The 24,209-nt window shown below is 70.6% G+C and carries 27 protein-coding genes and 1 tRNA gene; 17 read left to right on the forward strand and 11 right to left on the reverse strand.

The features are described from left to right. The first annotated feature begins 47 nt into the window (after nucleotides 1-47). On the forward strand, nucleotides 48-1,220 hold the full coding sequence (locus tag ACZ7CH_RS36945) for an MFS transporter (RefSeq protein WP_470369644.1): 1,173 nt from the start codon (nucleotides 48-50) through the stop codon (nucleotides 1,218-1,220). A 33-nt stretch (nucleotides 1,221-1,253) separates the two neighbouring features. On the opposite strand, the gene ACZ7CH_RS36950 is transcribed toward ACZ7CH_RS36945, so the two are convergent. Next, the gene (locus ACZ7CH_RS36950; protein WP_360385039.1) at nucleotides 1,254-1,724 is read right to left on the reverse strand and encodes a GatB/YqeY domain-containing protein; all 471 of its coding nucleotides are present in this window, start codon (nucleotides 1,722-1,724) and stop codon (nucleotides 1,254-1,256) included. 68 nt (nucleotides 1,725-1,792) lie between these two features. Here ACZ7CH_RS36950 and ACZ7CH_RS36955 point away from each other — a divergent pair, with 68 nt between their 5' ends. Both ACZ7CH_RS36955 and ACZ7CH_RS36960 read left to right on the forward strand, forming a co-directional pair. Further along, a complete protein-coding gene (locus ACZ7CH_RS36955) occupies nucleotides 1,793-2,746 on the forward strand; it encodes a metallophosphoesterase (protein ID WP_360385041.1) in 954 nt (317 codons plus the stop codon). Nucleotides 2,747-2,764: 18 nt separating this feature from the next. Further along, a tRNA-Pro gene (locus ACZ7CH_RS36960) sits at nucleotides 2,765-2,838 on the forward strand. Between the two features lie 243 nt (nucleotides 2,839-3,081). Here the strand turns inward: ACZ7CH_RS36960 and ACZ7CH_RS36965 are convergent. Continuing rightward, nucleotides 3,082-3,534, reverse strand: coding sequence for a type II toxin-antitoxin system VapC family toxin (locus ACZ7CH_RS36965; protein WP_360385043.1), 453 nt, complete (start codon nucleotides 3,532-3,534; stop codon nucleotides 3,082-3,084). A 16-nt stretch (nucleotides 3,535-3,550) separates the two neighbouring features. Beyond that, on the reverse strand, nucleotides 3,551-4,279 hold the full coding sequence (locus ACZ7CH_RS36970; RefSeq protein ID WP_360385045.1) for a hypothetical protein: 729 nt from the start codon (nucleotides 4,277-4,279) through the stop codon (nucleotides 3,551-3,553). 1,017 nt (nucleotides 4,280-5,296) lie between these two features. Between ACZ7CH_RS36970 and ACZ7CH_RS36975 the strand changes: the two genes are divergently transcribed. After that, a complete protein-coding gene (locus ACZ7CH_RS36975) occupies nucleotides 5,297-5,518 on the forward strand; it encodes a hypothetical protein (RefSeq protein ID WP_470376054.1) in 222 nt (73 codons plus the stop codon). On the opposite strand, the gene ACZ7CH_RS36980 is transcribed toward ACZ7CH_RS36975, so the two are convergent. Then, nucleotides 5,457-6,011, reverse strand: coding sequence for a GAF domain-containing protein (locus ACZ7CH_RS36980; protein ID WP_470376055.1), 555 nt, complete (start codon nucleotides 6,009-6,011; stop codon nucleotides 5,457-5,459). The two genes, ACZ7CH_RS36975 and ACZ7CH_RS36980, sit on opposite strands and share 62 nt — an antisense overlap. Nucleotides 6,012-6,090: 79 nt before the next feature. Between ACZ7CH_RS36980 and ACZ7CH_RS36985 the strand changes: the two genes are divergently transcribed. Next, complete coding sequence (locus tag ACZ7CH_RS36985; RefSeq protein ID WP_360385051.1) at nucleotides 6,091-7,902, forward strand: prolyl oligopeptidase family serine peptidase; 1,812 nt, start codon at nucleotides 6,091-6,093, stop codon at nucleotides 7,900-7,902. A gap of 84 nt (nucleotides 7,903-7,986) precedes the next feature. Continuing rightward, nucleotides 7,987-9,180 (forward strand): MFS transporter, encoded by a 1,194-nt coding sequence (locus ACZ7CH_RS36990; RefSeq protein WP_470376056.1) that lies wholly within the window; start codon nucleotides 7,987-7,989, stop codon nucleotides 9,178-9,180. On the opposite strand, the gene ACZ7CH_RS36995 is transcribed toward ACZ7CH_RS36990, so the two are convergent. Further along, nucleotides 9,156-10,208, reverse strand: coding sequence for an alpha/beta hydrolase (locus ACZ7CH_RS36995; RefSeq protein ID WP_470376057.1), 1,053 nt, complete (start codon nucleotides 10,206-10,208; stop codon nucleotides 9,156-9,158). The two genes, ACZ7CH_RS36990 and ACZ7CH_RS36995, sit on opposite strands and share 25 nt — an antisense overlap. A 65-nt stretch (nucleotides 10,209-10,273) precedes the next feature. Between ACZ7CH_RS36995 and ACZ7CH_RS37000 the strand changes: the two genes are divergently transcribed. From ACZ7CH_RS37000 to ACZ7CH_RS37010, 3 genes are all read left to right on the forward strand, one after another. After that, nucleotides 10,274-10,849: an NADPH-dependent FMN reductase gene (locus tag ACZ7CH_RS37000; protein WP_360385058.1), complete on the forward strand. Its 576-nt coding sequence runs from the start codon at nucleotides 10,274-10,276 to the stop codon at nucleotides 10,847-10,849. Between the two features lie 79 nt (nucleotides 10,850-10,928). After that, nucleotides 10,929-11,351: an organic hydroperoxide resistance protein gene (locus ACZ7CH_RS37005; protein WP_325512784.1), complete on the forward strand. Its 423-nt coding sequence runs from the start codon at nucleotides 10,929-10,931 to the stop codon at nucleotides 11,349-11,351. A gap of 16 nt (nucleotides 11,352-11,367) precedes the next feature. Further along, nucleotides 11,368-11,844 carry a Dps family protein gene (locus ACZ7CH_RS37010; protein ID WP_360385060.1) on the forward strand — a complete coding sequence of 159 codons (477 nt, stop codon included), beginning with the start codon at nucleotides 11,368-11,370 and terminating at the stop codon, nucleotides 11,842-11,844. A 61-nt stretch (nucleotides 11,845-11,905) separates the two neighbouring features. Here ACZ7CH_RS37010 and ACZ7CH_RS37015 read toward each other — a convergent pair whose 3' ends face one another. Then, entirely contained in the window at nucleotides 11,906-14,347 is a 2,442-nt protein-coding gene (locus ACZ7CH_RS37015) for a penicillin-binding protein (protein WP_458429691.1), read from the reverse strand. Between the two features lie 237 nt (nucleotides 14,348-14,584). On the opposite strand from ACZ7CH_RS37015, the gene ACZ7CH_RS37020 reads away from it, so the two are divergent. Beyond that, nucleotides 14,585-14,875 (forward strand): WhiB family transcriptional regulator, encoded by a 291-nt coding sequence (locus ACZ7CH_RS37020; RefSeq protein WP_360385064.1) that lies wholly within the window; start codon nucleotides 14,585-14,587, stop codon nucleotides 14,873-14,875. Between the two features lie 33 nt (nucleotides 14,876-14,908). On the opposite strand, the gene bagB is transcribed toward ACZ7CH_RS37020, so the two are convergent. Genes bagB through ACZ7CH_RS37035 form a run of 3 tightly spaced genes read right to left on the reverse strand, consistent with a single transcriptional unit; the run spans nucleotide 14,909 to nucleotide 17,318 of the window. After that, nucleotides 14,909-16,033: an ATPase BagB gene (bagB, locus tag ACZ7CH_RS37025; protein ID WP_458429690.1), complete on the reverse strand. Its 1,125-nt coding sequence runs from the start codon at nucleotides 16,031-16,033 to the stop codon at nucleotides 14,909-14,911. Next, nucleotides 16,030-17,022 carry an ATPase BagA gene (gene bagA / locus ACZ7CH_RS37030; protein ID WP_360385068.1) on the reverse strand — a complete coding sequence of 331 codons (993 nt, stop codon included), beginning with the start codon at nucleotides 17,020-17,022 and terminating at the stop codon, nucleotides 16,030-16,032. The genes bagB and bagA overlap by 4 nt, the downstream gene beginning before the upstream one ends. Nucleotides 17,023-17,066: 44 nt before the next feature. Continuing rightward, nucleotides 17,067-17,318: a hypothetical protein gene (locus ACZ7CH_RS37035; RefSeq protein ID WP_470376058.1), complete on the reverse strand. Its 252-nt coding sequence runs from the start codon at nucleotides 17,316-17,318 to the stop codon at nucleotides 17,067-17,069. Nucleotides 17,319-17,387: 69 nt separating this feature from the next. On the opposite strand from ACZ7CH_RS37035, the gene ACZ7CH_RS37040 reads away from it, so the two are divergent. Genes ACZ7CH_RS37040 through ACZ7CH_RS37055 form a run of 4 tightly spaced genes read left to right on the forward strand, consistent with a single transcriptional unit; the run spans nucleotide 17,388 to nucleotide 19,827 of the window. Then, a complete protein-coding gene (locus ACZ7CH_RS37040) occupies nucleotides 17,388-17,543 on the forward strand; it encodes a DUF4177 domain-containing protein (protein WP_086668176.1) in 156 nt (51 codons plus the stop codon). Continuing rightward, nucleotides 17,540-17,992 (forward strand): RidA family protein, encoded by a 453-nt coding sequence (locus ACZ7CH_RS37045; protein WP_360385072.1) that lies wholly within the window; start codon nucleotides 17,540-17,542, stop codon nucleotides 17,990-17,992. Before ACZ7CH_RS37040 ends, ACZ7CH_RS37045 begins: the two co-directional genes overlap by 4 nt. A 42-nt stretch (nucleotides 17,993-18,034) precedes the next feature. Then, nucleotides 18,035-18,637 (forward strand): hypothetical protein, encoded by a 603-nt coding sequence (locus ACZ7CH_RS37050; RefSeq protein WP_360385074.1) that lies wholly within the window; start codon nucleotides 18,035-18,037, stop codon nucleotides 18,635-18,637. A gap of 11 nt (nucleotides 18,638-18,648) precedes the next feature. Further along, complete coding sequence (locus ACZ7CH_RS37055; protein ID WP_470376059.1) at nucleotides 18,649-19,827, forward strand: hypothetical protein; 1,179 nt, start codon at nucleotides 18,649-18,651, stop codon at nucleotides 19,825-19,827. A 27-nt stretch (nucleotides 19,828-19,854) separates the two neighbouring features. Here ACZ7CH_RS37055 and ACZ7CH_RS37060 read toward each other — a convergent pair whose 3' ends face one another. Then, a complete protein-coding gene (locus ACZ7CH_RS37060) occupies nucleotides 19,855-20,745 on the reverse strand; it encodes a Gfo/Idh/MocA family protein (protein ID WP_458429687.1) in 891 nt (296 codons plus the stop codon). A 14-nt stretch (nucleotides 20,746-20,759) separates the two neighbouring features. Further along, nucleotides 20,760-21,116: a hypothetical protein gene (locus ACZ7CH_RS37065; protein WP_470376060.1), complete on the reverse strand. Its 357-nt coding sequence runs from the start codon at nucleotides 21,114-21,116 to the stop codon at nucleotides 20,760-20,762. Nucleotides 21,117-21,155: 39 nt separating this feature from the next. Between ACZ7CH_RS37065 and ACZ7CH_RS37070 the strand changes: the two genes are divergently transcribed. The 3 genes from ACZ7CH_RS37070 to dnaN all read left to right on the forward strand — a co-directional run bounded on the left by ACZ7CH_RS37070 (nucleotide 21,156) and on the right by dnaN (nucleotide 23,923). Continuing rightward, complete coding sequence (locus ACZ7CH_RS37070; protein ID WP_470376061.1) at nucleotides 21,156-21,950, forward strand: NUDIX hydrolase; 795 nt, start codon at nucleotides 21,156-21,158, stop codon at nucleotides 21,948-21,950. Next, complete coding sequence (locus ACZ7CH_RS37075; RefSeq protein WP_458429685.1) at nucleotides 21,947-22,753, forward strand: MBL fold metallo-hydrolase; 807 nt, start codon at nucleotides 21,947-21,949, stop codon at nucleotides 22,751-22,753. The genes ACZ7CH_RS37070 and ACZ7CH_RS37075 overlap by 4 nt, the downstream gene beginning before the upstream one ends. 75 nt (nucleotides 22,754-22,828) lie before the next feature. Next, nucleotides 22,829-23,923 (forward strand): DNA polymerase III subunit beta, encoded by a 1,095-nt coding sequence (gene dnaN, locus ACZ7CH_RS37080; RefSeq protein ID WP_458429684.1) that lies wholly within the window; start codon nucleotides 22,829-22,831, stop codon nucleotides 23,921-23,923. The last annotated feature ends 286 nt before the right edge of the window (nucleotides 23,924-24,209 follow it).

The raw sequence follows: 24,209 nt of genomic DNA on the forward strand, positions 1-24,209 counted from the left end.
AGAAAACGCGCTGTTAAATCATTAGCCAGGCAAAGTAAGCATGGGGTGTGAACCTCGCCCCGTTCAAACACGTCCTCGCGCTGCCCAGGGTCCGCCCGCTGGTGCTGTTGATGTTGTTTGCGCGGATGCCGTCGGCGGCGACCGGCGTGATCCTCACGTTGCACGTCGCCGTCACGCTGGACAAGGGCTACGGCGCGGCCGGGCTCGTCGGCGCGGCCGGCACCGTCGGCATGGGGCTGGGCGCCCCGCTGATGGGCAAGCTGATCGACGAACGCGGCCTGCGCACGATGCTCGCGCTGAGCGTCACGGCGTCGGGCACGTTCTGGCTGGTCGCGCCGTTGATGTCGTACTGGGTGCTGCTGGCGGCGTCGTTCGCCGTGGGCCTGCTCAGCGTGCCGATGATGTCGGTCGGCCGGCAGATCGTCACCGCGCTGGTGCCGGTGGCGCAGCGCCGGGTCGCGCTGTCGCTCGACTCGATCTCCGTCGAGCTGTCGTTCATGGCCGGTCCCGCGCTCGGGGTGTTCGTGGCGACCCGGTTCTCCACCAGCGCGGCGCTGGTCTCCATCGGCATCTCGATCCTGGTCGCGGGTGTCCTGCTGTACGCGGCGAACCCGCCGATGGTGCACCAGGACGAGGTCCTCGACGGCCCGAAGCCGCGGGTGCGGGAATGGCTGCGCGGTCCGGTCGTCGGGGTGTTCGTGGTGTGCGCGGGTGCGACGCTCTGCCTGGTGGGCATGGAGGTCTCGACGATCGCGAGCCTGGAGCACGCCGGCAAGCAGAGCTGGCTCGGGATCGCGTTCTTCGCGATGTGCGCGTCGTCGATCACCGGCGGCCTGGTCTACGGCGGCGTGAAGCGGACGCCGAGCGTGCTCGTGCTGCTGGCGTTGATGGGGCTGTTCGAGATGCCGGTGGGACTGGGCGACGGCAGCGTGCTGTGGCTGTGCCTGCTGCTCATCCCGATGAACCTCATGTGCGCGCCGCTGATCGCGGCGTCCGGCGAGCACATCAGCCGGCTCGCCCCGGCCACGGCACGCGGGCTCGCCATGGGGTTGCAGGGCTCGGCGTTCACCATCGGCAGCGCGATCGGCTCACCGCTCGCCGGCGTGGCGATCGACCACGGCGGCGCACCGCTCGGGTACGTGGTGGTCGGCGCGGGCGGGCTGGCGGTGGCGGGGATCGGCTGGCTGCTCGCCCGGCGGCGCGACCGCGTGCCGGCCTGACGAAGGCCCCTCCGCGGAGGGGCCTTCCCGTTCTCAGGAGGTCAGCTTCGCCTTCACCGCGGCGGCCACCCGGCCACCCTCGGCGCGACCGGCCACCTCGGCGTTGACGGCCTTCATGACCTGACCCATCTGCTTCGGGCCGGGCGTCTCACCGGACTGCTCGGCCAGCGCGGCCACCGCCCTGTCCACAATGGACGCGATCTCGGCGTCGTCGAGCTGCTTCGGCAGGTACGCCTCCAGAACGGCGAGCTCGGCCCGCTCCAGCTCGGCCTTCTCCGCGCGCCCAGCGCCCGCGAAGGCCTCCGCGGCCTCCTTGCGCTTCTTGGCCTCGCGCATCAGCACCTTCACGACCTCGTCGTCGCTGAGCACACGGGCCTGCTCGCCCGCGACCTCCTCGTTCGTCACCGCCGTGAGGGCCATGCGCAGAGCGCCGGCCGTGACCGTCTCCCTGGCCTTCATGGCCGCAGTCAGGTCGTTCTGCAGCCGCGTCTTCAACTCCGCCATGGCGCAGAACGGTACCGCCCGCCGGATGCGGCGCCGATCGAGTTATCCGTCTTCCGTACCCTTGACACGTGAACAAGCTCGGCCGCGCGCTCCTCGCCACGACCGCCCTCGGCACCGCGACCATCGCGTACGCGGCGGGAATCGAGAGAAGGCACTGGACCCTGCGCACCGCGACGGTCCCCGTTCTCGCCCCCGGCGCCAAGCCGATGAGGGTGTTGCACATCTCAGACCTGCACATGACCCCGAACCAGGTCTCCAAGCAGCGCTGGGTCGCCGCGCTGAACGACCTGGACCCGGACCTGGTCGTGAACACCGGCGACAACCTCGCCCACAAGGACGCCGTCCCCGCCGTCCTGCGCGCACTGGGCCCCCTGCTGGACCGCCCCGGCCTCTTCGTCTTCGGCAGCAACGACTACTACGCCCCGCGGATGAAGAACCCGGTCCGCTACCTGCTGCCCTCGGCCAAGACCAAGCGCATCCACGGCGTCACCCTCCCGTGGCGCGACCTGCGCGCCGGGATGATCGAACGCGGCTGGCACGACCTCACCCACGTCCGCCGCTCCATCGAGGTCGCAGGCCAGACCGTGTTCGCCGCGGGCCTCGACGACCCGCACCTCAAGCGCGACCGCTACGCCGACATCGCCGGCACCCCGGACCCCAGGGCCGCCCTGCGCCTCGGCGTCACGCACTCCCCGGAACCCCGCGTCCTCGACCCGTTCGCCGCCGACGGCTACGACTTCGTGATGGCGGGCCACACCCACGGCGGCCAGCTCCGCGTCCCGTTCTACGGCGCCCTGGTCACGAACTGCGAGCTCGACCGCGGCCGCGCCCGCGGCGTCTCCCGCTGGGGCTCCCACATGTGGATGAACGTGTCGGCCGGCATGGGCACCTCGCCCTACGCCCCGGTGCGTTTCTGCTGCCCTCCGGAAGCCTCGCTGCTGACCCTCGTTCCGAGGCCGGTCATGCCTGGTCAGGGCCGTAATGAGGGGGTCCGATTCGGAGCTGGGAAGAACATGATGTAGAGTTCTACTCGTTCCCACCGGGGTGTGGCGCAGCTTGGTAGCGCGCTTCGTTCGGGACGAAGAGGTCGCAGGTTCAAATCCTGTCACCCCGATGAAGATAGATACAGGTCAGCCCCTGTCCACAGCAGACGTGGACAGGGGCTGATTTGTGCTTCAGGGCCTCTCCTAAACGGTTTGGGAGAAATTTGGGAGAACAACTCTCCAAGAGGTCACTTCGGTGGGGCGCGGAAGCATCTTGAGAGGCGCTCAGTAAGCGTCGTGAACCGTAAGGCCCATCAGCCTGCTCATCGACGGGCCGTACGGCCGCACCTGGGCCCCACAGCGCGGGACCCAAGCTAGAAGATCGCTCCCTGACCGTGCGCTGGTGGCTGCTCGACCGAGAGCCCAGGAATCATGTCAGCGATCTTCAAAATCCCGCCGTCCCACGTGTAGAGCTTGGGACACTTCCACGCCAGAGCCACCGCAACAACGCAGGCGTCGGCGCCCTTCAGGTTGTGATCCGTCGCCAGACGTGCGGCCTGTCCTGCAACGCGTTCGGTGATGTCAGCGACGAGGTACTCGCTGTCTTTGATCCACTGCTGTGCGAGCGCGATCCTCCGCTTGCGCTCGGCCGCTCCGCCCTCATCACCTCGTATCTGGCCAGCGCCAGCGATCTCAGCGATCACCAGAGCTGGCAACAGAACGCGGTGCTGCTGGCCGTCGAGACGAAGGATCTGGACGGACCTGGCGTGCCGATCTGTGTCGGTGGGAGCAAGCACATCGACGATCACGCAGCTGTCGACCACCACGAGCGGTGGTGGTGGTTTAGCCACGCTGCCGCCCAACCCAATCCACGGCGTCCATTCCTTCTGTCCAGTCAGAACCGAACAAGCCGATCACGTCGTCCAGAGATACCCGCGACTCGGGAGTCTCTAGCGAGGTCAGACCTTCCAGGGCGATGGACTCGACCTGGTCGTGAATGTTTCGCGTGACTCGGCCCCAGGCTTCGACTTCCTGGTCCAACGCGCCCCGCACGTCGGCCGCTAGCGCACTCGGGAAGGTGACGGTCACGATCTTGCCGGTTCGGTAGTCGCGGAGCGCGGCTGTGTGCTGGTGGCCGTTGTACCGGTACAACTCGCCACGAACAGAGCCAAGCGAAGGCGCTGGAGGTTCGATGCTCTCTCGCGCGTGCAGCGCCAGCTGCTCATCGAGCGGCGCAAGCGCGTCATCGATCTGTAGCCAGATCCCTTCAACACCTGCACGTTTCCGTACCTGGTCGAGCTCCAAGAGGCCGGCCACAGTCTCGATCGACCAGCCTCGCGGAACCACGGCCTCATGGAACAGATCCCGAAGCCCATCGCGCATCACGCCAGCAACGCGCTCTGAAGCTCGGATTCCGATCTTGGCGCTACCTACGGAAAGGCTGCTGATAGCGAGCGGTGTCGGCTCATCCTGCGGAAGGCTCCGGAGGACCTTGTCCAACGCAACGATCGCTTCGGCGACTGCACGAGGGTCGATCTGTCCGTGCGGACCCTTCAATTCCAGATTGATCACAGCTCCGTCTTCTGCTGCCTCTGATCCCACGTTGACCTCCCCTCAGCTTCCGCATCCTCATGTCCAGGATGGCACCACTACAGACCGGTGAACCTATCGATACGTGCACGCACGTTTGTTACTTCGGCCACCGGATCACTCAGACGGGCTATCTACTGCACGGTCCTGGCCACAGTGTCGTCCGCCCAGCCTGGTTGGACAACCTCCCTTTCATGATCGAAAAGCAAGCCCTACGGCAACAGCAGCGCGCCATAGGGAGCCAACGGCCCTGATCTTCAAAGTGAAGGTTCCAGCAGGTCAGGGTCGTCTTGTTGCGTCCGACGTCAGCACGCGCCCTACCGTCACAGAAATCCTGTCGATTCCCCCAAAGGCGTGAAGCGACGGCCTCAAGTGGTCCTGAGAAGCTTGCCAAGCGCCACAATCGGAGACCTAGGGTTCATCGCCCGTCGTAGCTCCAACGCCTCCTTCCAGACCTCTGTGAGGTCCGCCATGAGCCGATCCCGCATCGTCTGCGTCACGTGCGAGTGCGCCCCCGCACGGTGCTGTCCAGATGCCCCATGCGCTCGTCCTGGAGCGGCCTGGGCACTCCGAGCTCCACGAGCAGCGTCTTGTGCGTGTGGCAAAGACCGTGCGGCGTGAGGCTGGCCGCCACAGGCAGCCACCTTGCGTTCGCACGAGCTCTCGGCGCCGACCGCCGGCGGCTGCTGCGGGCCTCGCTGGGACACGGTCTGATGCGCAGAGTCGAAGGTCCCGCACTTCCCGGAAAAAAGTAGTGAATCCACGCTCAAACATCACACGATCGGGCGACACGTATCGACACGGACGGCCGCAGCAGTCACCGTGAGTTCACGGTCACAGCGCCATCGTTTCAGGTCAAACATGCGGAACGGCCACGTAGCGTTAGCCCCTACGAGTGAAGGTTGACGATTCAAGTCACGTTGCGTAACAGGCGCCAAGATCGACGCGACAAGCTGGACGACGTGTTCGGCACTTGTTGAACAAATCGGGAGACGCTCCATGAACTCCGCCACCGCTGCGAAACCCCTTCACAAGTCGTGGCTCGTCGTAGCCGCCAAGACCGTTGTCGTGCTGCAAGCGCTGGCGATCGTGTACCTGCAGACGTCGGTGTGGGTGACCGTCGCCGTCGTCGCCGCTGTCGTCGTCGTGTTCGCGGCGGTCAAGGCGCTCGGCCGGGCGTCGAAGCAGGTCGACCGGATCTTCGAGGAAGAGCTCGGCTGAGCCGTGGGACCGGCGCTAGCTGAGGAACCCCCGCGGGCAGTCCCTCGGGGAACCGCTCCAGCGCCACGCCCGCCGCGGCGGCCAGCGCCTCCAGTGCCGACGTCTCCGACTCGGACGCGGTGTGCGGCACCGCCCAGTAGCACCCGATCGCCCCGATGGGCAGCGGCCGCAGGATCGGCGTCACGACCAGGCTCCGCACGAACGTCGGCCGGTACGCCTCCTGCGGGATGCGCGCGTCGAACCGGATGTCGGTGATCACGACGGTCTTGCGGTTCAGCATCGCCCAGCCGCTGATGCAGTTCGCGGCGGGGAAGCGCTGGCCCTTCCACAACGGGCTCATCGAGTCCTCGTCCGCGTAGTAGCAGAGGTCGCCGTCCAGCAGCACGAGGGTCGCGCCGTGGGAGCGCAGCAGCGAACGGGCCGTCGTGCGGACGATCCGCTGCACTTCCTCCAACGAGGTCGCCTGGTCGAGCAGTTCCGTCGTGTCGGGCATTCGTCAACGTTAACGCGCACGAAGCTGCGCAGCCAGGGATTCCGGTCCCGCCGGACCGCCCCTGACCTAGTGTTGGGTTGTGACGACGCACCCCGCTCCAGAGGTTCCGGACCAGCTCTTCGACGACCCCGCCGCGGAGACCACGTGGCGCGAACGGTTCACCGCACCCCGGATGAGCCTGCCCGGCTGGGCCGATGACGCACCCGACCGCGCGCTGTACCTGTCCAACGCGAGCGGGGTGTGGGAGATCTACTGCTGGGACCGCGCCACCGACGAGCACCGCAGGGTCACCGACCGCCCGAACGGCACGTCGCACGGCACGCTGAACCCGGACGGCACCGAGATCTGGTGGTTCGACGACCACGACGGCGACGAGTTCGGCGTCTGGGTGCGCGAGCCGTTCCACGCCGACGGCAGCAAGGCCGAGCCCGCCGTGGAGGGCGTGACCGCCGGCTACCCGGCGGGGCTGGAGATCGGCCGCGAGCTCACGGCCGTCGCCGCATCGACCGACGACGGCACCACCGTCTGGCTGGCGCGCGGCGACCGCACCGAGGTGGTCTACCGCAACGAGAACGACGCCGGTGTCACCGCGCTCGCCAAGGACGAGTCGCTGGTCGCCATCGCGCACTCCGAGCACGGCGACAACCGGCACATGGCGTTGCGCGTGCTCTCCACCGCGGACGGTTCCACCGCGGCCGAGAAGTGGGACGGCAAGGGCAAGGGCCTCGACGCCGTCTCGTTCAGCCCGGTCCGCGGCGACCAGCGCCTGCTCGTGCTGCACGAGCGCCGCGGTCGCGAGGAGCTGCTCGTGTGGGACGTCGCCGCCGACACCGAGCAGGAGATCGTCCTCGACCTGCCGGGCGAGGTCGCGGCCGACTGGTACCCGGACGCCTCGGCGTTGCTGATCGTCCACACGCACCACGCGCGCAACACCGTGCACCGCTACGACCTCACGACCGGTGAGCTGTCCACCCTGGACACCGCGCCCGGTGTGATCGGCTCGGCCGGCGTGCGTCCCGACGGCACCGTCGAGTACTCCTGGTCGTCCGCGTCGAACTCGACCGTGATCCGCGCGCTGTCGGCCGACGGCACCGAACGCGTCCTCGTCGAACCCGCCGGCTCCCGCCCGGCCACGTCGCAGCCGCTGGAGGACGTGTTCGTCGGCGACGTCCACGCGCTGGTCTCGCGCCCGGCGGGGGAGGGCCCGTTCCCGACCGTCTTCATGGTCCACGGCGGCCCGCACTCCTCCGACGAGGACCGCTTCTCCGCCTACCGGGCCGTGTGGCTCGACGCGGGCTTCGCGATCGTCCACGTGAACTACCGCGGCTCCACCGGGTACGGCTCGAAGTGGCGCGACGCCATCGAGGGCCGCCCCGGTCTCACCGAGCTGGAGGACATCGCCGCCGTCCACGACTGGGCCGTCGAGTCCGGTCTGGCCGACCCGGCGCGGGTCGTGCTGAACGGCGCCTCCTGGGGCGGCTACCTGACGCTGCTCGGCCTCGGCACCCAGCCGGAGCGCTGGGCCGTCGGCATCGCGGGCGTCCCGGTGGCCGACTACCTCGCCGCCTACGAGGACGAGATGGAACCGCTGCGCGCCTTCGACCGCGCGCTCTTCGGCGGCTCCCCGGAGGACCTGCCCGACCTGTACCGCGAGTGCTCGCCGCTCACCTACGTCGACCGGGTCACCGCGCCGGTGCTGGTCCTCGCGGGCGAGAACGACCCCCGCTGTCCGATCAGGCAGATCGACAACTACCTCGACGCCCTCGCGGAGCGCGGTCACACCTACGAGATGTACCGCTACGACGCGGGCCACGGCTCGCTGGTGGTCGCCGAGACCATGCGCCAGACGGCTGCTGAGGTGGACTTCGCCCGCCGCCACCTGGCGGGGTAGCCGCGGAACGGGGCCCTCCCGCCACGGTGGGAGGGCCCCGCCCGGGCCGGGAAATCACCTTGCCCGCGGGGTGACGATGTGGGGGTGAACCTCGCCCCCTTCCGGACCGTCCTCGCGCTGCCCGGTGTGCGGTCGCTGATGCTGCTGGTGCTGCTCGCGCGGATCGCCCCGACGGCGGCGGGCGTCACGGTGACGCTGCACGTCGTGACCTCGCTCGACAAGGGGTACGCGGCGGCGGGTGCCGTCGGGTTCGCGACCATGGTCGGCATCGGGCTCGGGTCGCCGCTGATGGGGCGGTTGATCGACCTGAGGGGTCTGCGGACCACCCTGGCCGTCAGCGCGGTCGTCGAGGGCGCGTTCTGGCTGACCGCGCCGATGATGAGCTACTCCCTGCTGCTGCCGCTGGCGTTCGCCAACGGGTTGTTCTCGGTGCCGGTGATGTCGATCGGCCGGCAGGCCCTCACGGCACTGGTGCCGGAACCGCAGCGCAGGCCCGCGTTCTCCCTCGACTCGATCTCCGTCGAGCTGTCGTTCATGGTCGGGCCGGCGGCGGGCGTGCTGCTCGCGACGAAGTTCTCGACCGGCCTGGCGCTCGTCTCCGTCGGCGTGGCGATCGTGCTCGCCTGCGTGCTGCTGTACGTGGTGAACCCGCCGCTGGTGCACGAGGACGAGGTGAGCGCGGAGCCGGCGCCGCGCTGGCAGGAGTGGCTGCGCGGGCCGATGGTCGCGGCGCTGATCATCCCGTTCGGGGCGACGATGGTGCTGTCGGGCATGGAGCTCGCCGCCATCGCCAGCCTGGAGCACGCCGGCCGGCAGGGCTGGCTCGGCGTGCTCTTCGTGGTGATGTGCGCGGCGTCGGCGTTCGGCGGGCTCGCCTACGGCGGTCTGCGGCGCGTGCCGGGAGGCGTGGTCCTGCTCGCGGGCATGGCGGTGCTGGAGCTGCCGGTGGGTCTCGGCGACGGCAACGTGGCGCTGCTGGCCCTCGCGCTGGTCCCGATGAACCTGTTGTGCGCGCCCACGATCGCCGCGTCGAGCGAGCAGATCAGCAAGCTCGCGCCCCCGTCGGCGCGCGGCGTGGCACTCGGCCTGCAGGGCTCGGCGTTCACGTTCGGGGTCGCGGCGGGACAACCGCTCGCGGGCCTCGCCGTGGACCACAGCGGGCCCGCGCTCGGGTTCGTCGTCGCGGGGCTGGCCGGACTGGTGGTCGCCGGTGTCGGCTGGCTGCTGAGCAGGCAGCGGACCGGCGACCGCGGTCAGGCCGTCTCGGCCACGTCCTGAGCGGAGTTCGCGAGGGCCAGGCCGGTCCGCAGCGCTCCGACGGCCTCCGACACGGCCTCGCGGAAGATCCCGCCGACGCCGAGCACGTTCGCGAACCCGTGGAACAACCCCTCGTGCCGGCGGAGGACCACCGGAACGCCCTCGGCGGCCAGTCGTTCGGCGAACGCCTCGCCCTCGTCGCGCAACGGGTCGTAGCCCGCGGTCGCGACGTAGGTCGGCGGCAGCCCGGACAGGTCGTCGGCCAGCATGATCGACAGGCGCGGGTCGTGCCGGTCGCGGCCGCCGGAGCTGTACTGGTCGAGGAACCAGTCCATCTTCTCGTCGGTCAGGAAGAACCCGTTGCCGAAGACCTCCCGCGACCGGCGCCGCACCGACGCGTCCACGCCGGGGTAGAAGAGCAGCAGGAACGCCACGTCGACCTCGGCGCCGTGCGCGGTCACCGCGGCCAGGTTGCCACCCGCGCTGTCCCCGCCGAGCGCGATCCGGCGCGGGTCGACGCCCAGGTCCTCCGCCTTGGCCACGGCGTAGCGCAGCACCTCGGCCGCGTCGTCGGCCGCCGCGGGGAACGGGTGCTCCGGCGCGAGCCGGTAGTCCGCGGCCAGCACCCGCACGCCCGCCTCCCGCGCGAGGAACCGGCACAGGTTGTCGTGGCTCTCCAGGCTGCCGGTCACCCAGCCGCCACCGTGGTAGAAGATCAACAACGCGGAGCCGGGAGCCAGCCCGGCCGGCGTGTAGAGCCGCCCGGCGAACTCCCCGATCGCGAGGTCGCGGGTACCCACACCGGTGATCTTCCGACCGGAGACGAGCTTCGAACTCAACTCCAGGTCTAGTCGGCTCTCCGATGCTGTCCTCGTGCGCCACCCGGTGCCGGACAGCTGCTGGAGGCGCAGCAGCAACTGGGCCTCGGGGTGCAGGTCCTGACCGTCCAGCCGGATCGGTCGGCCGGCGATCAGGCGGCGCACGGGAGCGGGCAGACCGAACGCGAAGCGCAGGGCGCCGACCAGGACGCCGGCCCGGAAGTTCGACATGTGGTGCACGTTACTCGCGAGTAGTGCTGGATCTCCAGGTATCTGGAGGTGGAAGGATCGACGTCATGACGGTGACGGTGGTGGGCATCGGCGGCTCGATCAGGTCCGACTCGCAGTCCGAGCGGGCGCTGAGGGTCGCACTCGAGGGTGCCCGCGAGCTCGGCGCGCGGACCATCCAGTACAGCGGCCCCGAGCTGGTGCTGCCGTTCTACGACCCGTCCGTGCCGGAACGCACGGACATCGCGAGGAAGATGGTCGAGGACCTGCGCAGGGCCGACGGGGTGATCCTCGTGTCGCCCGGCTACCACGGCACGGTCTCCGGCCTGGTCAAGAACGCCCTCGACTACATCGAGGACCTGCGCGACGACGACCGCCCCTACCTCGACGGCCGCGCGGTCGGCACGATCACCGCCGCCTACGGCTGGCAGGCCGCGGTCAACACGCTCGCGGCGGTCCGCTCGATCGTGCACGCGCTGCGCGGGTGGCCCACGCCGCTGGGCGCCGCGATCAACTCCGCGCAGGTCAAGTTCGACGGCGACGGCTCCTGCTCGGACTCCGACGTCGACCGGAACCTGCGGGTCATCGGCCGCCAGGTCGTCGAGTTCGCGCTGCGCCACGCGTCACCCGTTGACGTGAACTGAGTCACCATCGGGCAGATAAGTCGTGCGCGATGCGTTCTCCCCGGTGGAAGCAACGTCCACTGACTCAAGGGAGAGCGGAATGGAAGCGCTGTACACGGCTGAGGCGACTGCTTACGGCGAAGGCCGCAACGGCGAGGTGCGCTCCTCCGACGGTGTGATCGACGAGGTCCTGTCGGTCCCGAAGGAGATGGGCGGCCCCGGCGGGGACGCGACCAACCCGGAGCAGCTCTTCGCGGCCGGGTACTCGGCGTGCTTCAACTCCGCCATCGCAGCCGTCGCGCGCGCCGGGAAGGTTCAAGTTGCGTCCTCCGAGGTAACCGCCAAGGTGGGTATCGGATCCAACGGGGCCGGCGGCTTCCAGCTCGCCGTCGAGCTCGCGGTGAAGATCCCCGGACTCGACCAGGCGGTCGCGGAGAAGCTCGTCGAGCAGGCCCACCAGGTCTGCCCGTACTCGAACGCGACGCGCGGCAACATCGAGGTGGCGCTCACCGTCACCGTCTGAGGAGGCGCGTTCAACAATGGCCAAGAACCCGATCACCAGCCCGCTCCCCGACGCCGACCGTGACGCCGTGGGGGCAGTGCTGCAGGCAACGCTCGTCGACCTCGTCGACCTGTCCCTGATCGGGAAGCAGGCGCACTGGAACGTGATCGGCAAGAACTTCCGCAGCGTCCACCTGCAGCTCGACGAGCTGGTCACCGCGGCGCGCACCGCCGCGGACCAGGTCGCCGAACGCGCGGCCGCTCTCGGCGTCACCCCGAACGGCACGGCGAGGACCATCGCCGAGTCGTCCGGCGTGCCCGAGATCGAGACCGGCTGGCTGAAGGAGGACCAGGTCGTCACGGCGATCACCAACTCCCTGGGCAAGCTCATCGCCCGCATGCGCTCCCGCATCGACGAGACCGACAAGCCGGACCTCGTCACCCAGGACCTGCTGATCGGCATCACGCAGGAGCTGGAGCAGGCGCACTGGATGTGGCAGGCCCAGTCCGCCTAGGACGCAGCCGGACGAAGACGACCAGGGCCCTCCCGCTCGAACGGCGGGAGGGCCCTGTCGGCTACCTGCGGGGTGGTCCACCCGGCTCGGTGGGCAGGGTGATCGGCGGCCCCGGGTTCGGGTCACCGGGACCCGGCGGCTGACCGCTCGTCGGTTCGGTCGGCACCGGCGGCGGCACGTAGCCGGACGAGACCGACAACGTGATCACCGTGCCGCGCAACGCGTTGCCGCGCGGCGACTGGCTGACGACGGTGCCCTTGGACTGCTCGGAGTTGACGGTCTGCTGGCTCGTCTTGTAGCCCGCCTGCTCCAGCACCCGCACCGCGTCGTTGACCTGGCGGCCGACGACGTCCGGGATCTGGATCTCGCGGCCGCCCTTGAGGTAGCGCTGCTCGACCGGCGCGAGCTGCGACACCGGCAGGTCGCCGTGGACCTTCGACATCGTGTCGAACCACGTGCGGGCCGGGACGGTGCCGCCGAAGATGTTGCCGTTGCCGCACAGGCGGGGTGCGCCGCCGACGCAGATCGGGCGCGGCGCGGTGCCGTCGTTGAACGTCTGCACCGCACCCGCGAAGTCCGGGGTCGCGCCGATGAACGCGGCCGACTTGTACTCCTCGGTGGTGCCGGTCTTGCCGATCATCGGGCGGGTCCACTTGAACGCGCGGGCGGCGGCCGCGGCCGTGCCGTTGCCCAGGTCGTCCTTGCTCATGCCCATCGCCAGGCCGTTGGCCAGGCCCTCGTTGACGACCTGCTCGCACGGCGCCTCGTTGACCGGCACGGGCTTGCCGTTGCGGTCGAGCACCTTCGCGAGCGGGGTCGGCGGGCACCACTTGCCGCCGGACACGATGGTCGCGGCGACGTTCGCGAGCTCCAGGGTGGACACCGGGGCGGGCGAGAGGGTGAACGAGGCGTTGCCGCCGTTCTGCTTGTAGAACTCGGTCTGCGAGATGCGGTTCTGCTTGTCCTTGGCCTTCGGGTCCGGCCGCATGCCCTGCAGGTTCGTCGCCATCGTGTCGCGCATGCCCAGCCGCGACGCCATGTCGACCACGGCGTCCATGCCGGTCTGCTCCTCGAGGATCACGAAGCCGGTGTTCGGCGAGGTCTGCAACGCCTGCTGCAACGACATCGACGACGGGTAGCTCGAGTCGAAGTTCGACAGGCAGTACCAGCGGGTGCTGGGCTCACCGGTGCTCGGGCAGCGCTGGGCACCGCCCTTGAAGACCCGCGAGGTGTAGGACGTCGGCGTCGCGATGGTGTTCTCGATGCCCAGGCCCTTCTCCAGCGCCGCGGCGGCGGTGAAGACCTTGTAGACGGAGCCGGCGCCGAACTTGTTCTCCACGCCGCTGGGCAGGTCGAACGTCGTCTGGTTCAGGTCGGCCTTCAGGCCGTAGTCGCGGTTGGCCACCAGCGCGAGCACGTCGTGGCGCTCCTTGCCGGGCTTCACGACGGCCATGGTGTTCGCGATCCCGGGCGTGCCCTTGGCGACCCCCGCCTCCGCCGCCGCCTTGGCCTGCGCGGTGATCCCTCTGTCCAAAGTGGTCTGGACGGTGTAGCCGCCGGTGCGCAGCTGTTCTTCGCTGAAACCCGCGCGTTGCAGGTAGTTCACGACGTAGGAACAGAAGAAGCCGTTTTCCGGTCCGGCGCCCACACAACCGTTCGGCGGGGTGCGCACCGGGTTCGCCAGGCCGAGGCCTTCCTTCTTCGCCGCCTCACCCGCGTCGCGCGACAGCTTGTCGTTCTCGACCATCCTGTCGATCACTTTGTTGCGCCGCTCCAGCGCTTTGTCCGGATACGCTTCGGGGTCGAGTGCTGACGGGCTGTTGACCATTCCGGCGAGCATCGCGGCCTGGGGAACCGTCAACTTGTCGGGCGTGGTGTTGAAGTAGGCCTGGGCGGCCGCCGCGATCCCGTAAATGGTCGAACCAAATGGGACGACGTTGAGGTAGCGGGCGAGGATCTCCTCCTTGCCCAGCTTCCGCTCCAGCTGCAGGGAGATCCGGGCCTCGCGCATCTTGCGCGCGATGGTCTGCTCCTGCGCCTTGGCCTGCTCCAGCTTGTTGTTCCGCGCCACGACGTGGACCAGGTAGTTCTTGACGTACTGCTGGGTCAGCGTGGACGCGCCCTGCGTCACGGCGCCGCTGACCTGGTTCGTCAGACCGGCGCGGATGGTGCCCTTCCAGTCCACGCCCTGGTGCTCGTAGAACCGGCGGTCCTCGACCGAGATCAGCGCCGCCTTCATGGTCGGCGAGATCTTCTCGGGCGGTGTCAGGACTCTGTACTGGTCGTACAGGTAGGCGATCGGGGCGCCCTCCCTGTCGGTGACCGTCGTGATCAGCGGTGGGTCCGTGGTCACGAGGTCGGCGGAGATGCTGTCCACGGTGTCGCTGGCCCGGTTCGACACCAGACCGGTCGCGCCCACGACTGGGAACAGCATGCCGGCGAGGAGAACCCCAGCCAGCAGGCACAGGCCGAGCATCTTGAGCACGCCATTCCTGACTCGCACGCGCCTCAGCGTACGCCGTACACGAACGGGTGAAGGTGATCAGTAAGGGCCGTTACTCAGCATGAGTAGACATACGCAAGACAGGTAACAGTCGGGTGACCCAGGCTTGGAAGGGGAACCGAACGGCACTACAGTCCGTCAACGTCCAAGGAATGCAGTCGTAGCTCGAACGCTACGGCATCCGTGGCAGGGGTGTGGCGGATTTCCACATTTGGACAGCACTGAGGAGTGGGGGATATGAACCAGGGGGATTGGCGTATCAACGCTTCGTGTCGTGATGAGGAGCCGGATCAGCTCTTCGTGCGCGGTGCGGAGCAGCGCAAGGCGAAGCTCGTGTGCCTCGGTTGTCCGGTGCGCATGGAATGCCTGGCCGAAGCGCTCGACAACAGGATCGAGTTCGGTGTCTGGGGCGGCATGACGGAGCGTGAACGACGCGCTCTCCTGCGTCGCCGTCCCGACGTGACGTCCTGGTACGAATTGCTCGACAATGCGCGCCAGGAACACCACGAGGACACGCGGGTCGGCTAGTTCCGCGGCTCCGCACGGAAGATCAACGAGGCTCTACTCCCCGGCGAGCCGGCGGCCGATCTCGCGCAGGCCGTCGAGGTCGTGCACGTCCGCGGGCAACGCGGGCACGCCGACCAGGGCGACACCGGGGTGGGCACGCGTGAACCGGGCCAGCAGCCGCTTCTCCCGATCGGCGACCGCCACCCGGTCCGCGTGCAGCCGGAGCACCGCCGCCGCGAGCGGCGCCTCACCGGAACGGTCGAGGTCGTCCGCCGCGGCGTGGGCCTTCGCCGCGGGCAGGTCCGCCGCCAGCACGGGGTGGGTCCTGTTCGCGACGAGCCCGCACAACGGCATGTTCTCCGCGCTGAGCCGCTCCACGAAGTAGCTGGCCTCGCGCAGCGCGTCCGGCTCCGCCGCCGCCACCACCACGAAACCGGTGCCCGGCGAGCGGAGCAGCTCGTACGTGCGCTGGGCCCGTTCGCGGAACCCGCCGAACATGCTGTCGAAGGCCTGCACGAACGTCGACGCGTCCTGCAGCAGCTGGCCGCCGACGATCGTCGACACCGCGCGCGTGAACAGGCTGAAACCGGTGCCGACGATCTTCAGCAGGCCCCGGCCGCCGGCGCGCGCCGGTGCCGAGAGCATGCGGATGAACCTGCCGTCGAGCACAGTGGACAGCCGCTGCGGCGCGTCCAGGAAGTCGAGCGCCGACCGGCTCGGCGGGGTGTCGACGACGATCAGGTCCCACTCGTCCGCGGCCACCAGCTGGCCCAGCTTCTCCATCGCCATGTACTCCTGCGTGCCGGAGAACGACGACGAGATGGTCTGGTAGAAGGGGTTCGACAGGATCTGGTCGGCCCGGTCGCGCCCGGCGTGGGTCAGCACCATGTCGTCGAACGTCCGGCGCATGTCCAGCATCATCGCGAACAGCTCGCCCTTGGGCTCGAAGCCGTCGACGACGACCTCGCGCGGGTGGTTGTCGAGCTCCCGCAGCCCGAGCGACTGGGCCAGCCGGCGTGCCGGGTCGATCGTCAGCACCACCACGCGCCGGCCCCGTTCGGCCGCCCGCAGCGCCAGCGCCGCCGCCGTCGTCGTCTTGCCGACACCACCCGACCCGCAGCACACGAGCACGCGCGTGGCCGGGTCGTCGAGCAGCGGGTCGAAGTCGAGCCTGTTCACCGCACACCCGCCGCGACCAGCACCTCGGCCAGCTCGTAGAGCGCGGCCACGTCCACCCCGTCGGTCAGCTCCGGCAGGTCGAGCGTCGGCAGGTCCGACTCGCGCAGCAGCTCCATCGCCTCCTGCTGCGAGCGCACCCGGATGGCGTGCTCGACGGTCTCGTCCACCAGGTCGTCCAGCGTCTCCTCCGCGAGGTCCAGCCCCGCCGCCACGAGCCCGGCGCGCACCCGTGCCGCGTCCACCCTGCCGTCCGCCGCCGCGGGCAGCGACCTGGCCGGCAGCCGCGTCGGCTGCACCCGGTTCACCAGCACCGCGCCGGGCCGCAGGTCCGCGGCGTCCAGCTCGGCGACCGCGTCGAGCGTCTCGCGCACCGGCATCTCCTCCAGCAGCGCGACCAGGTGCACCGCCGTGTCACCGGAGTGCAGCAGCCGCACCACGCCCTCGCTCTGCCCCTTGATCGGCCCGACCTTCGCGAGGTCGGCCATGGCCTTCGTGACGTCCAGGAACTTCACCACCCGGCCGGTCGGCGGCGCGTCCAGCACCACCGCGTCGTAGCAGTGCCTGCCGCCGTCGCCGGTGCGGTTGACCGTCTCCTTCACCTTGCCGGTGAGCAGCACGTCCCGCAGGCCGGGGGCGAGGGTGGTCGCGAACTCGATCGCGCCCATCTTGCGCAGCGTCCGGCCGGCGAAGCCGAGGTTGTAGAACATCGCCAGGTACTCCAGCAGCGCGGCCTCGGCGTCCACGGCGAGCGCGTGCACCTCACCGCCGCCCGGCGCGGACGCGATGCGCTCCTCGGAGTAGGGCAGCGGGGCCCGGTCGAAGAGCTGGGCGATGCCCTGCCTGCCCTCCACCTCCACCAGCAGCACCCGGCGGCCCCCGGTGGCGAGCGCGAGCGCCAGCGCGGCCGCGACCGTGGTCTTCCCGGTGCCGCCCTTGCCGGAGACCACGTGCAGACGGGCTCTGGTCAGCTCCTCGGTCCACGACGTCACCCGTCCAGACTATGTGTGAATCCGGCCGGACGTGGATCGGTCGGTCAATCGACCAGGGTGAGGAAGAGAACGGCCATGGCGGTCGCCGCGACCAACGCCCACGCCACGACCGACGGCAGGAAGAACGCGATGCCCAGCGTGACGAGGGCCACGAGCACGAGCCCGATCAGCCCGGCCTGCCGGACCTGCACCCGCTGGCTGTGCTTGCGGTCCCGCACCTGGGCCATGGCGACGAGCACCAGCACCAGCCCGCCCACCGCGAACGCGCCGGTGGCGATGACGCGCCAGGTCTCCATGTGATCAAGGTAGCCCGATCGGCCGGAACCGCGCAGAGGTCGTTCGGGTGGCGGGTTAGGCTTCCGTGCATGACGAAGTGGGAGTACGCGACCGTTCCGCTGTTGATCCACGCCACCAAGCAGATCCTCGACCAGTGGGGCGAGGACGGCTGGGAGCTGGTCACCGTGCTGACCAACCCCACCGGTGAGCAGCACGTCGCGTACCTGAAGCGGGTGAAGGCATGACCTGGTCCGCTCGCCTCGACGAGCTCGGCATCGAGCTCCCCGGCGTCGCCGCCCCGCTCGCCGCCTACGTCCCGGCCGTGCAGAGCGGGTCCTGGGTGTTCACCTCCGGCCAGCTGCCGTTCGTCGACGGCCAGCTCCCGGCCACCGGCAAGGTCGGCGCCGACGTCTCCCCGGAGGAGGCCAAGGCCTACGCCCGGACGTGCGTCCTGAACGCGCTGGCGGCGGTCCACGACCTCGTGGGCGTTGACTCGATCAAGCGGATCGTGAAGGTTGTTGGCTTCGTCGCCTCCGCGGAGGGCTTCACCGGTCAGCCCGGTGTCGTGAACGGGGCGTCCGAGCTGCTGGGGGAGATCTTCGGTGACGCGGGCAAGCACGCCCGTTCCGCCGTGGGCGTCGCCGAGCTGCCGATCGGTGCGCCGGTCGAGGTCGAACTGGTCGTCGAGGTCTGAGTCTCCCGGTCCCCGTCCCGGGTTTCCGCTGAAGGGTGTGACATGTCGGACACGTGCCACGAACTGCTGCTGCGGCTCGCCGGACGCATTCCGGACGACCTGCTCTGGCGGTACCGGGACTGGGCGGCCTCGGACGCGTACGCGGTGCTCGCGCGGTCGTTGCCGCGCACGTTGCTGCACGGGCGCATCCCGCTGACCGACCACGAGATGCGCCTCCTTCAGGACGCGCTCGTGCCCTACGGGGCCGAGCCGGGGGCCGTCAGTTCGGTCAAAGGGCTGGACGAACTGCCCCCCACCGACTACACCTTCTCCCCGGAATCACCCGATCGGGTGCCGATGGGGGATTCCGCGACCGTCGTGCTCGGTGCCACGCTGCGAGGCCGCCACGGGGTCGGTGAGGTCCGTTCCTGCTGGCGCATCGGCCCCGAGGGGGTCAACCGCGTCCTGCTGGTGGCGGCCACCACCGGTCACGCGAGGCTGACCGGCGAGCTGCAGCGCGTGCTGCGGGCGCTGGGCGAGCCCGACCCGTGCGTCGAGGTCGTGCCGTCCGGTCTGGACCTGCCGCCCTACCACCGGGCGGCGCTGGCGGCATCGGAGCTGGTGTGCGCCGGCGCCGAGTCCGAGGAGCACCTGGTGCTCAGCTAAGGAGAGTTGCCGTGACGAACGACGGTGTCGGCCTGCCGGTCCGTCTGCACGATCTCCTGCTGTCGATGGCCGGGCGCGTCGACGACGACGCCCTGTCGAAGGCGCGCGAGTTCCTCGCCGTCGGAGAGCTGGACCGCGCGGTCGAGTTCCTCGTCGGCACGCTCCTGGCAGGCGGCATCCCCGTGCTGCCCGACGAGCGGGCCGCCATCACGTGGGCGCTGCACGAGGTGCGTTCCGACGCGAGCCTGACCGACCGCATGCCGGTCGTCGAGGTGCTGCCGTTCATCCGGCACCGCTTCACCTCCGACTCCGACCCGGCGGCGGACCTCGGCCCGCTGCTGTCGCGCGCGGTGTCGGTGCTGCCGGACGTGCGCGCGGTGCGCTGCGTCTGGCGTTCCTCGCCGGCCGGGGCCACCCCCGGTCCGCTGCCGCAGCGGGTCGTGCTCGTGGACGTGGGTCCGCAGGGCTTCGCGCCCGCGACCGCGTACCGGGTCGACACGGTGCTGCGCAAGGCGGGCATCCGGGCCGCGGTCGAGGTGCTGGCCGTCGGCACGCAGCTGGGCGACTACCACGCCTCCGCCGTGACGTCCTCGCGTCCGGTGCCCATCTCCGGGGCGCAGGTGGCGTCGATGCCACCACCGGCACCCGCGGGCGTGGGGCACGAGCCCACCTGGTTCGACCAGTCGGAAGAACTTCCCGCTCCGGCGCCGGTGGCCGAGCCGACACCGGCGCCGGAGCCAGTGGTGGAGGAGTCCGGCTCACGTTTTGCCCGCACGCCGTCCCTGGAGGGGTCGCAGCCCTTCCCGCCCAAGCCCGTGAAGCGGATCTCCGTGGCCCCGGCCGAGCCGGAGCCCGAACCGGAGCCGGAACCGGTGGTGGAGCTGGAGCCGGTGCCGGAGGCGTTGCCGGAGCCCACCCCGATCAACCGGGCCGAGGTCACCATGGAACTGCGCGGCGACGAGCTGGCGGCCCTGCAGGCCGCGCTGGCCGAACCGCCCGCGGAGTCGTCCGGTGTGGACGCGAACCTCAGCGAACGCGAACGCGCGTTGCTGCAGCAGCTGCACGAGGAGCTGGCGCAGCGCGAGCAGTCCGGCGCGAAGACGCCCGACGCCGGTCGCTGGCAGATCGACCGGTCATCGGCGCGTCAGTCGGCGTTCGGGGCCACGAACAACGGGCACCAGCAGCAGTGAGGGCGACTCGTGCTCCCGGGGCGGACGTCACGCCCCGGCCTTGCGCCGCGCCAGGTCGATGACCTTCTGCAGGTGCAGGCCGCGGCGCACGTCGCACTCGTGGGTGGTGGTGCCGCTGTGCACCATCGCCACGAAGTCGTCGAGCAGGTTCGTGTAGCAGTCGGAAGTGGACGTGTCGCGGCCGTTCAGCGTGCGGTGGCCGTTCGGCCCGAACACGGTGAAGTCCGTGAACGGCGGCTGCAGCGGCAACGACAGGGTGAGCGTCAGCGTGCTCGTCGCACCGCCCGCGTGCTGCAGGATCAGCTGCCACAGCCCGGTCTCCGACACGTTCGCCGCGAGCACGTCGGTGATCTCGCCCAGTGCCGCGTCCAGCAGGTCGAACGCGTGCGGGCCGATGTCGTCGAGCGCGCCCCTCTCGTGCCGCCACGGCGAGTTCGAGAACGGCCCGTCGAGCAGCGCGCCGGTCAGCCAGCGGCCGTCCGCGCCGGTCCAGCCGCCGGTGCGGTGCAGCTGCCTGAGCAGCTCCTTGGTCTCCGGGGCGTAGCGGCGGGTCAGCACGACGAGCGACGCCACGTCCGCGTCGCTCACGGCCTGCGCGAGCCGCTCGGCCACGTCCGCGGACTCGGCGATCGGCTTCTCCAGGACGACGTGCTTGCCCGCGTTCGCCGCCGTGATCGCCATCGGCGCCTGCACGCCCGGCGGCACGCAGAACGCGACGGCGTCCACAGTGGACAACATGTCCTCGTAGGACTCGAACGCCTCGGTGCCGTGGGCGTTCGCGAGCCGCTGCGCCGCCTCGGGCCTGCGGGCCCAGACGCCGGCGAGCCGGGTGCCGGGGTGGTTGGCGAGACCGGGGGCGTGGACCATCTCCGCCCACGGTCCGGCACCGACGAGTCCTACGCGCAGCTGTTCGTCCACTCGCCCATCCTGCCTCAGAGGTAGCTGGCCCTGGGGACGAAGATCTCGCCCCCGTTGTCGAACTTGAGCCGCAGGCCGTCGGGCGTGCTCTCGCGGTCGGGGTCGTGTTCCCACCCGGCGGGAACGGTCACCACGTGACCGCGGTCGGGCGTGGGCCCGAGCCAGATCTCGTAGTTGGTGCCGCCAACCACGCGCTCGACCTTCTTCACGTACACGCCGGGGGACTCGGCGGTCGGGTCGACGCTGATCACGGTCGTGCGGTCGGGCAGGAACAGCAGGACGGCCGTCACCGCCGTCAACCCCGTTCCCACCACCACGCCGAACAGGACCAGCAGCATCTTCACCAGGCAGCCGGAGACCTTCGTCGCCATCACACCATCCTCACGTCAGCGCGGTCGTACGCTCGGAGGATGCCCGAGGACATGACCTTGCCGGGAAACCTGGTACCCGCGGCGCCGGTTGCCCAACCCGTCGAACCCCGTGACGCGGTCACCGTGGTGCTGCTGCGCGACGGTGCGGCCGGGGTGGAGGCGTTCCTGCTGCGGCGGGTGAAGGGGATGGCGTTCGCGGGCGGCATGACCGTGTTCCCCGGTGGTGGCGTGGACCCGCGCGACGCGGACACGTCGGTCGCGTGGGCCGGTCCGCCGCCGTCGTGGTGGGGGTCGGTGTTCGGGGTGGACGAGTCGCTCGCCCGCGCGTTCGTGTGCGCGGCGGTGCGGGAGACGTTCGAGGAGTCCGGTGTGCTGCTGGCGGGGCCGTCCCCGTCGACGGTCGTCGCGGACGCCTCGGTGTACGCGCAGGCCCGGCAGGACCTGGTCGACCGGAAGGTGTCGCTGGCGGAGTTCCTGGCGGCCGCCGGGCTGGTGCTGCGGGCGGACCTGCTGCGGCCGTGGGCCAACTGGGTGACTCCGCGCGAGGAGCCGCGCCGCTACGACACGCGGTTCTTCGTCGCGGCCCTGCCGACCGGTCAGCACGCCGACGGCGCCACGACCGAGGCGTCCGACGCGGCCTGGCAGACGCCCGCGGAAGCGGTCCAGGACGCCCAGGAGGGGCGCCGCATGCTCATGCCGCCGACCTGGCGGACGCTGGACGAGGTCGGTGCGCTCGGCTCGGTCGCCGCGGTCATGGCCGAGGAGCGCAGCGTCGAGAAGATCATCCCCAAGCTGATCCGCGACGGTGACGTGGTCAGGGTGGTGCTCGGATGAGCGGGTCGCCGTTGATCGGGGCCCGTGCCGAGCACCCGCTGTACGGGCAGCTGCGCCAGGTCACCGCGCACGCGGCCGTGCTGCTGGCGGACAACCCGTCGCCGATGACGCTCGACGGCACCAACACGTGGCTGCTCAAGGCACCGGACGCCGGGTCGTACGTCGTGGTCGACCCCGGTCCGCTCGACCCCGCGCACCTGGAGCGCATCGCGGCGGTCGGGCCGGTCTCCGAGGTCCTGCTGACCCACGGTCACCCCGACCACTCCGAGGGGGCGCGCTCGTTCGGAGAGCTCGTCGGGGCACCGGTGCGCGCGCTCGACCCGACGTTCGTCTTCGGGTCCGAGGGCCTGGTGGACGGTGACGTCGTCACCAGCTCCGGTCTGGAGCTGCGGGTGCTCGGCACACCGGGGCACACCAGCGACTCGCTGTGCTTCGTGCTCGACGGCGAGGCCGTGCTGACCGGGGACACGGTGCTGGGCCGCGGCACCACGATCGTCGCCCACCCCGACGGGAAGCTCGGCGACTACTTCGAGTCGCTGAAGGTGCTGGCGGACCTGCCGCCGGACACCGCGGTGCTGCCCGGCCACGGCCCCGAGCTCGCCGACGCCGGCGAGGCCGCGCGGGCCTACCTGGCGCACCGGACCCAGCGCCTGGAGCAGGTGCGCCGGGCCGTGGAGTCGCTGGGCGGCTCGCCCACGCCCCGGCAGGTCGTCGAGGTCGTCTACGCCGACGTCGACCGGGTGCTCTGGCCGGCCGCGGAGTGGTCGGTGCGGGCCCAGCTGGAGTACCTGCGCACCGGGTGAGACGCCGGTGCTCATGCGTCCTGGCCGCGCTCGTGCTCGCGAAAATTGTCAGGGGTGCTCGCTAACGTCCCTGCCATGGACCTCACCGCCACCACAGCCGAGCTCGCCGGCGCCGTCGCCGAGGTGGCGCGGCTGCTGCCCACCCGCGTGCTCGACCCCGTCCTCGCCGGTGTCCGGCTGCGGGCCTCCGCGACGGGGGTGGAGGTGGCGGGCAGCGACCACGAACACGCGGTGAGCCTGACGAAGCCCGCGTCCGCGCACACCGAGGGGGAGGTGCTGGTGCCCGCGAAGGCGCTCGCCGCCACCCTCCAGGCCCTCGACGAGCCGCAGGTCCGCCTGCGCGTCGAGGGTTCCCGGCTCGCGGTCCGCACCGGCCAGGCCCGCTTCGCCCTGCCGTTGCTCGACCTGCACGACCACCCCGGCATCCCGGCCCTGCCCCCGTTGCAGGGCACCGCGGCCGCCGAGCACCTGCGCGTCGTCGCCGCCGTGGCCGGCGCCGCCTCGAAGGACGATGCACTGCCGATCTTCACCGGCATCCGCGTCCAGTCCGACGCCGAGCACCTGCACGTCATGGCCACCGACCGCTACCGCATGGCCTACGCCAAGCTCCCGTGGCAGTCCGCCGGCTCCGTCGACGTCCTGGTCCCCGCCAAGGCCCTCGCCGAAGCCACCCGCCAGGCGGAGGGCCCCGTCGCCCTGCACGCCGACGCGGACCGCATCGGCCTCGCCTGGCACCACAACTCCCTCTCCACCGCACTCCTGGCCGCCCCGTTCCCGGACGACCGAGCGCGCCGACTCCTGGAGACCACCATCGACAGCACCGTCCTGGTCGACGCCGACGCCCTGTCCCGCGCCGTGCGCCGCGCCACCCCCTACGGCGGCCCCCACCAGGCCGTCACCATCCAGGTCGAGGACAGCGAGCTGCGCGTCAAGAGCAGCGACCCGACCTCCGGCGAGGCCGAGGAGTTCGTCAAGGCCACCGTCGAGGGCGACCGCCTCACCAAGACCTTCCAGGCCCGCTACCTCGCCGACGCCCTGAAGGCCTTCGCGGGCCGCCGCATCGAACTCCGCATCCAGGACGGCCTCCGCTCCACCGTCCTGACCTCCCCGCCCGGCGAGGACGGCGTGGAGCTCACCTACCTGGTCGTTCCGATGCGCTCGGTGGCCTGACGGCGCCGTCAGGCCGCCGAGCGCAGGGGCTTGAGCGCGGGCGCGGGGGCGCAGGCACGGGGACGCGAGCGCGGGGCGTGGAGGCGCGGGCGTAGGGGCAGGGCACGACGAGCCCGGTCCGTTGGCGGTCGTGCGACGCTGCGGGGCCGCGGTCCAGGGTCGGCGCCACTCAGCGCGTCCTGGGACGCGCTCTGCTCGTCCTGGGGGTGCGGCGCGCTCACCCTGGAGTGCGGCCTGCCCACCCTCGGTGGCGGCGGCCCGCCCGCCCTTCCCGCTCTGCCCCGCC

This window comes from Lentzea sp. NPDC037011, from assembly GCF_055607425.1.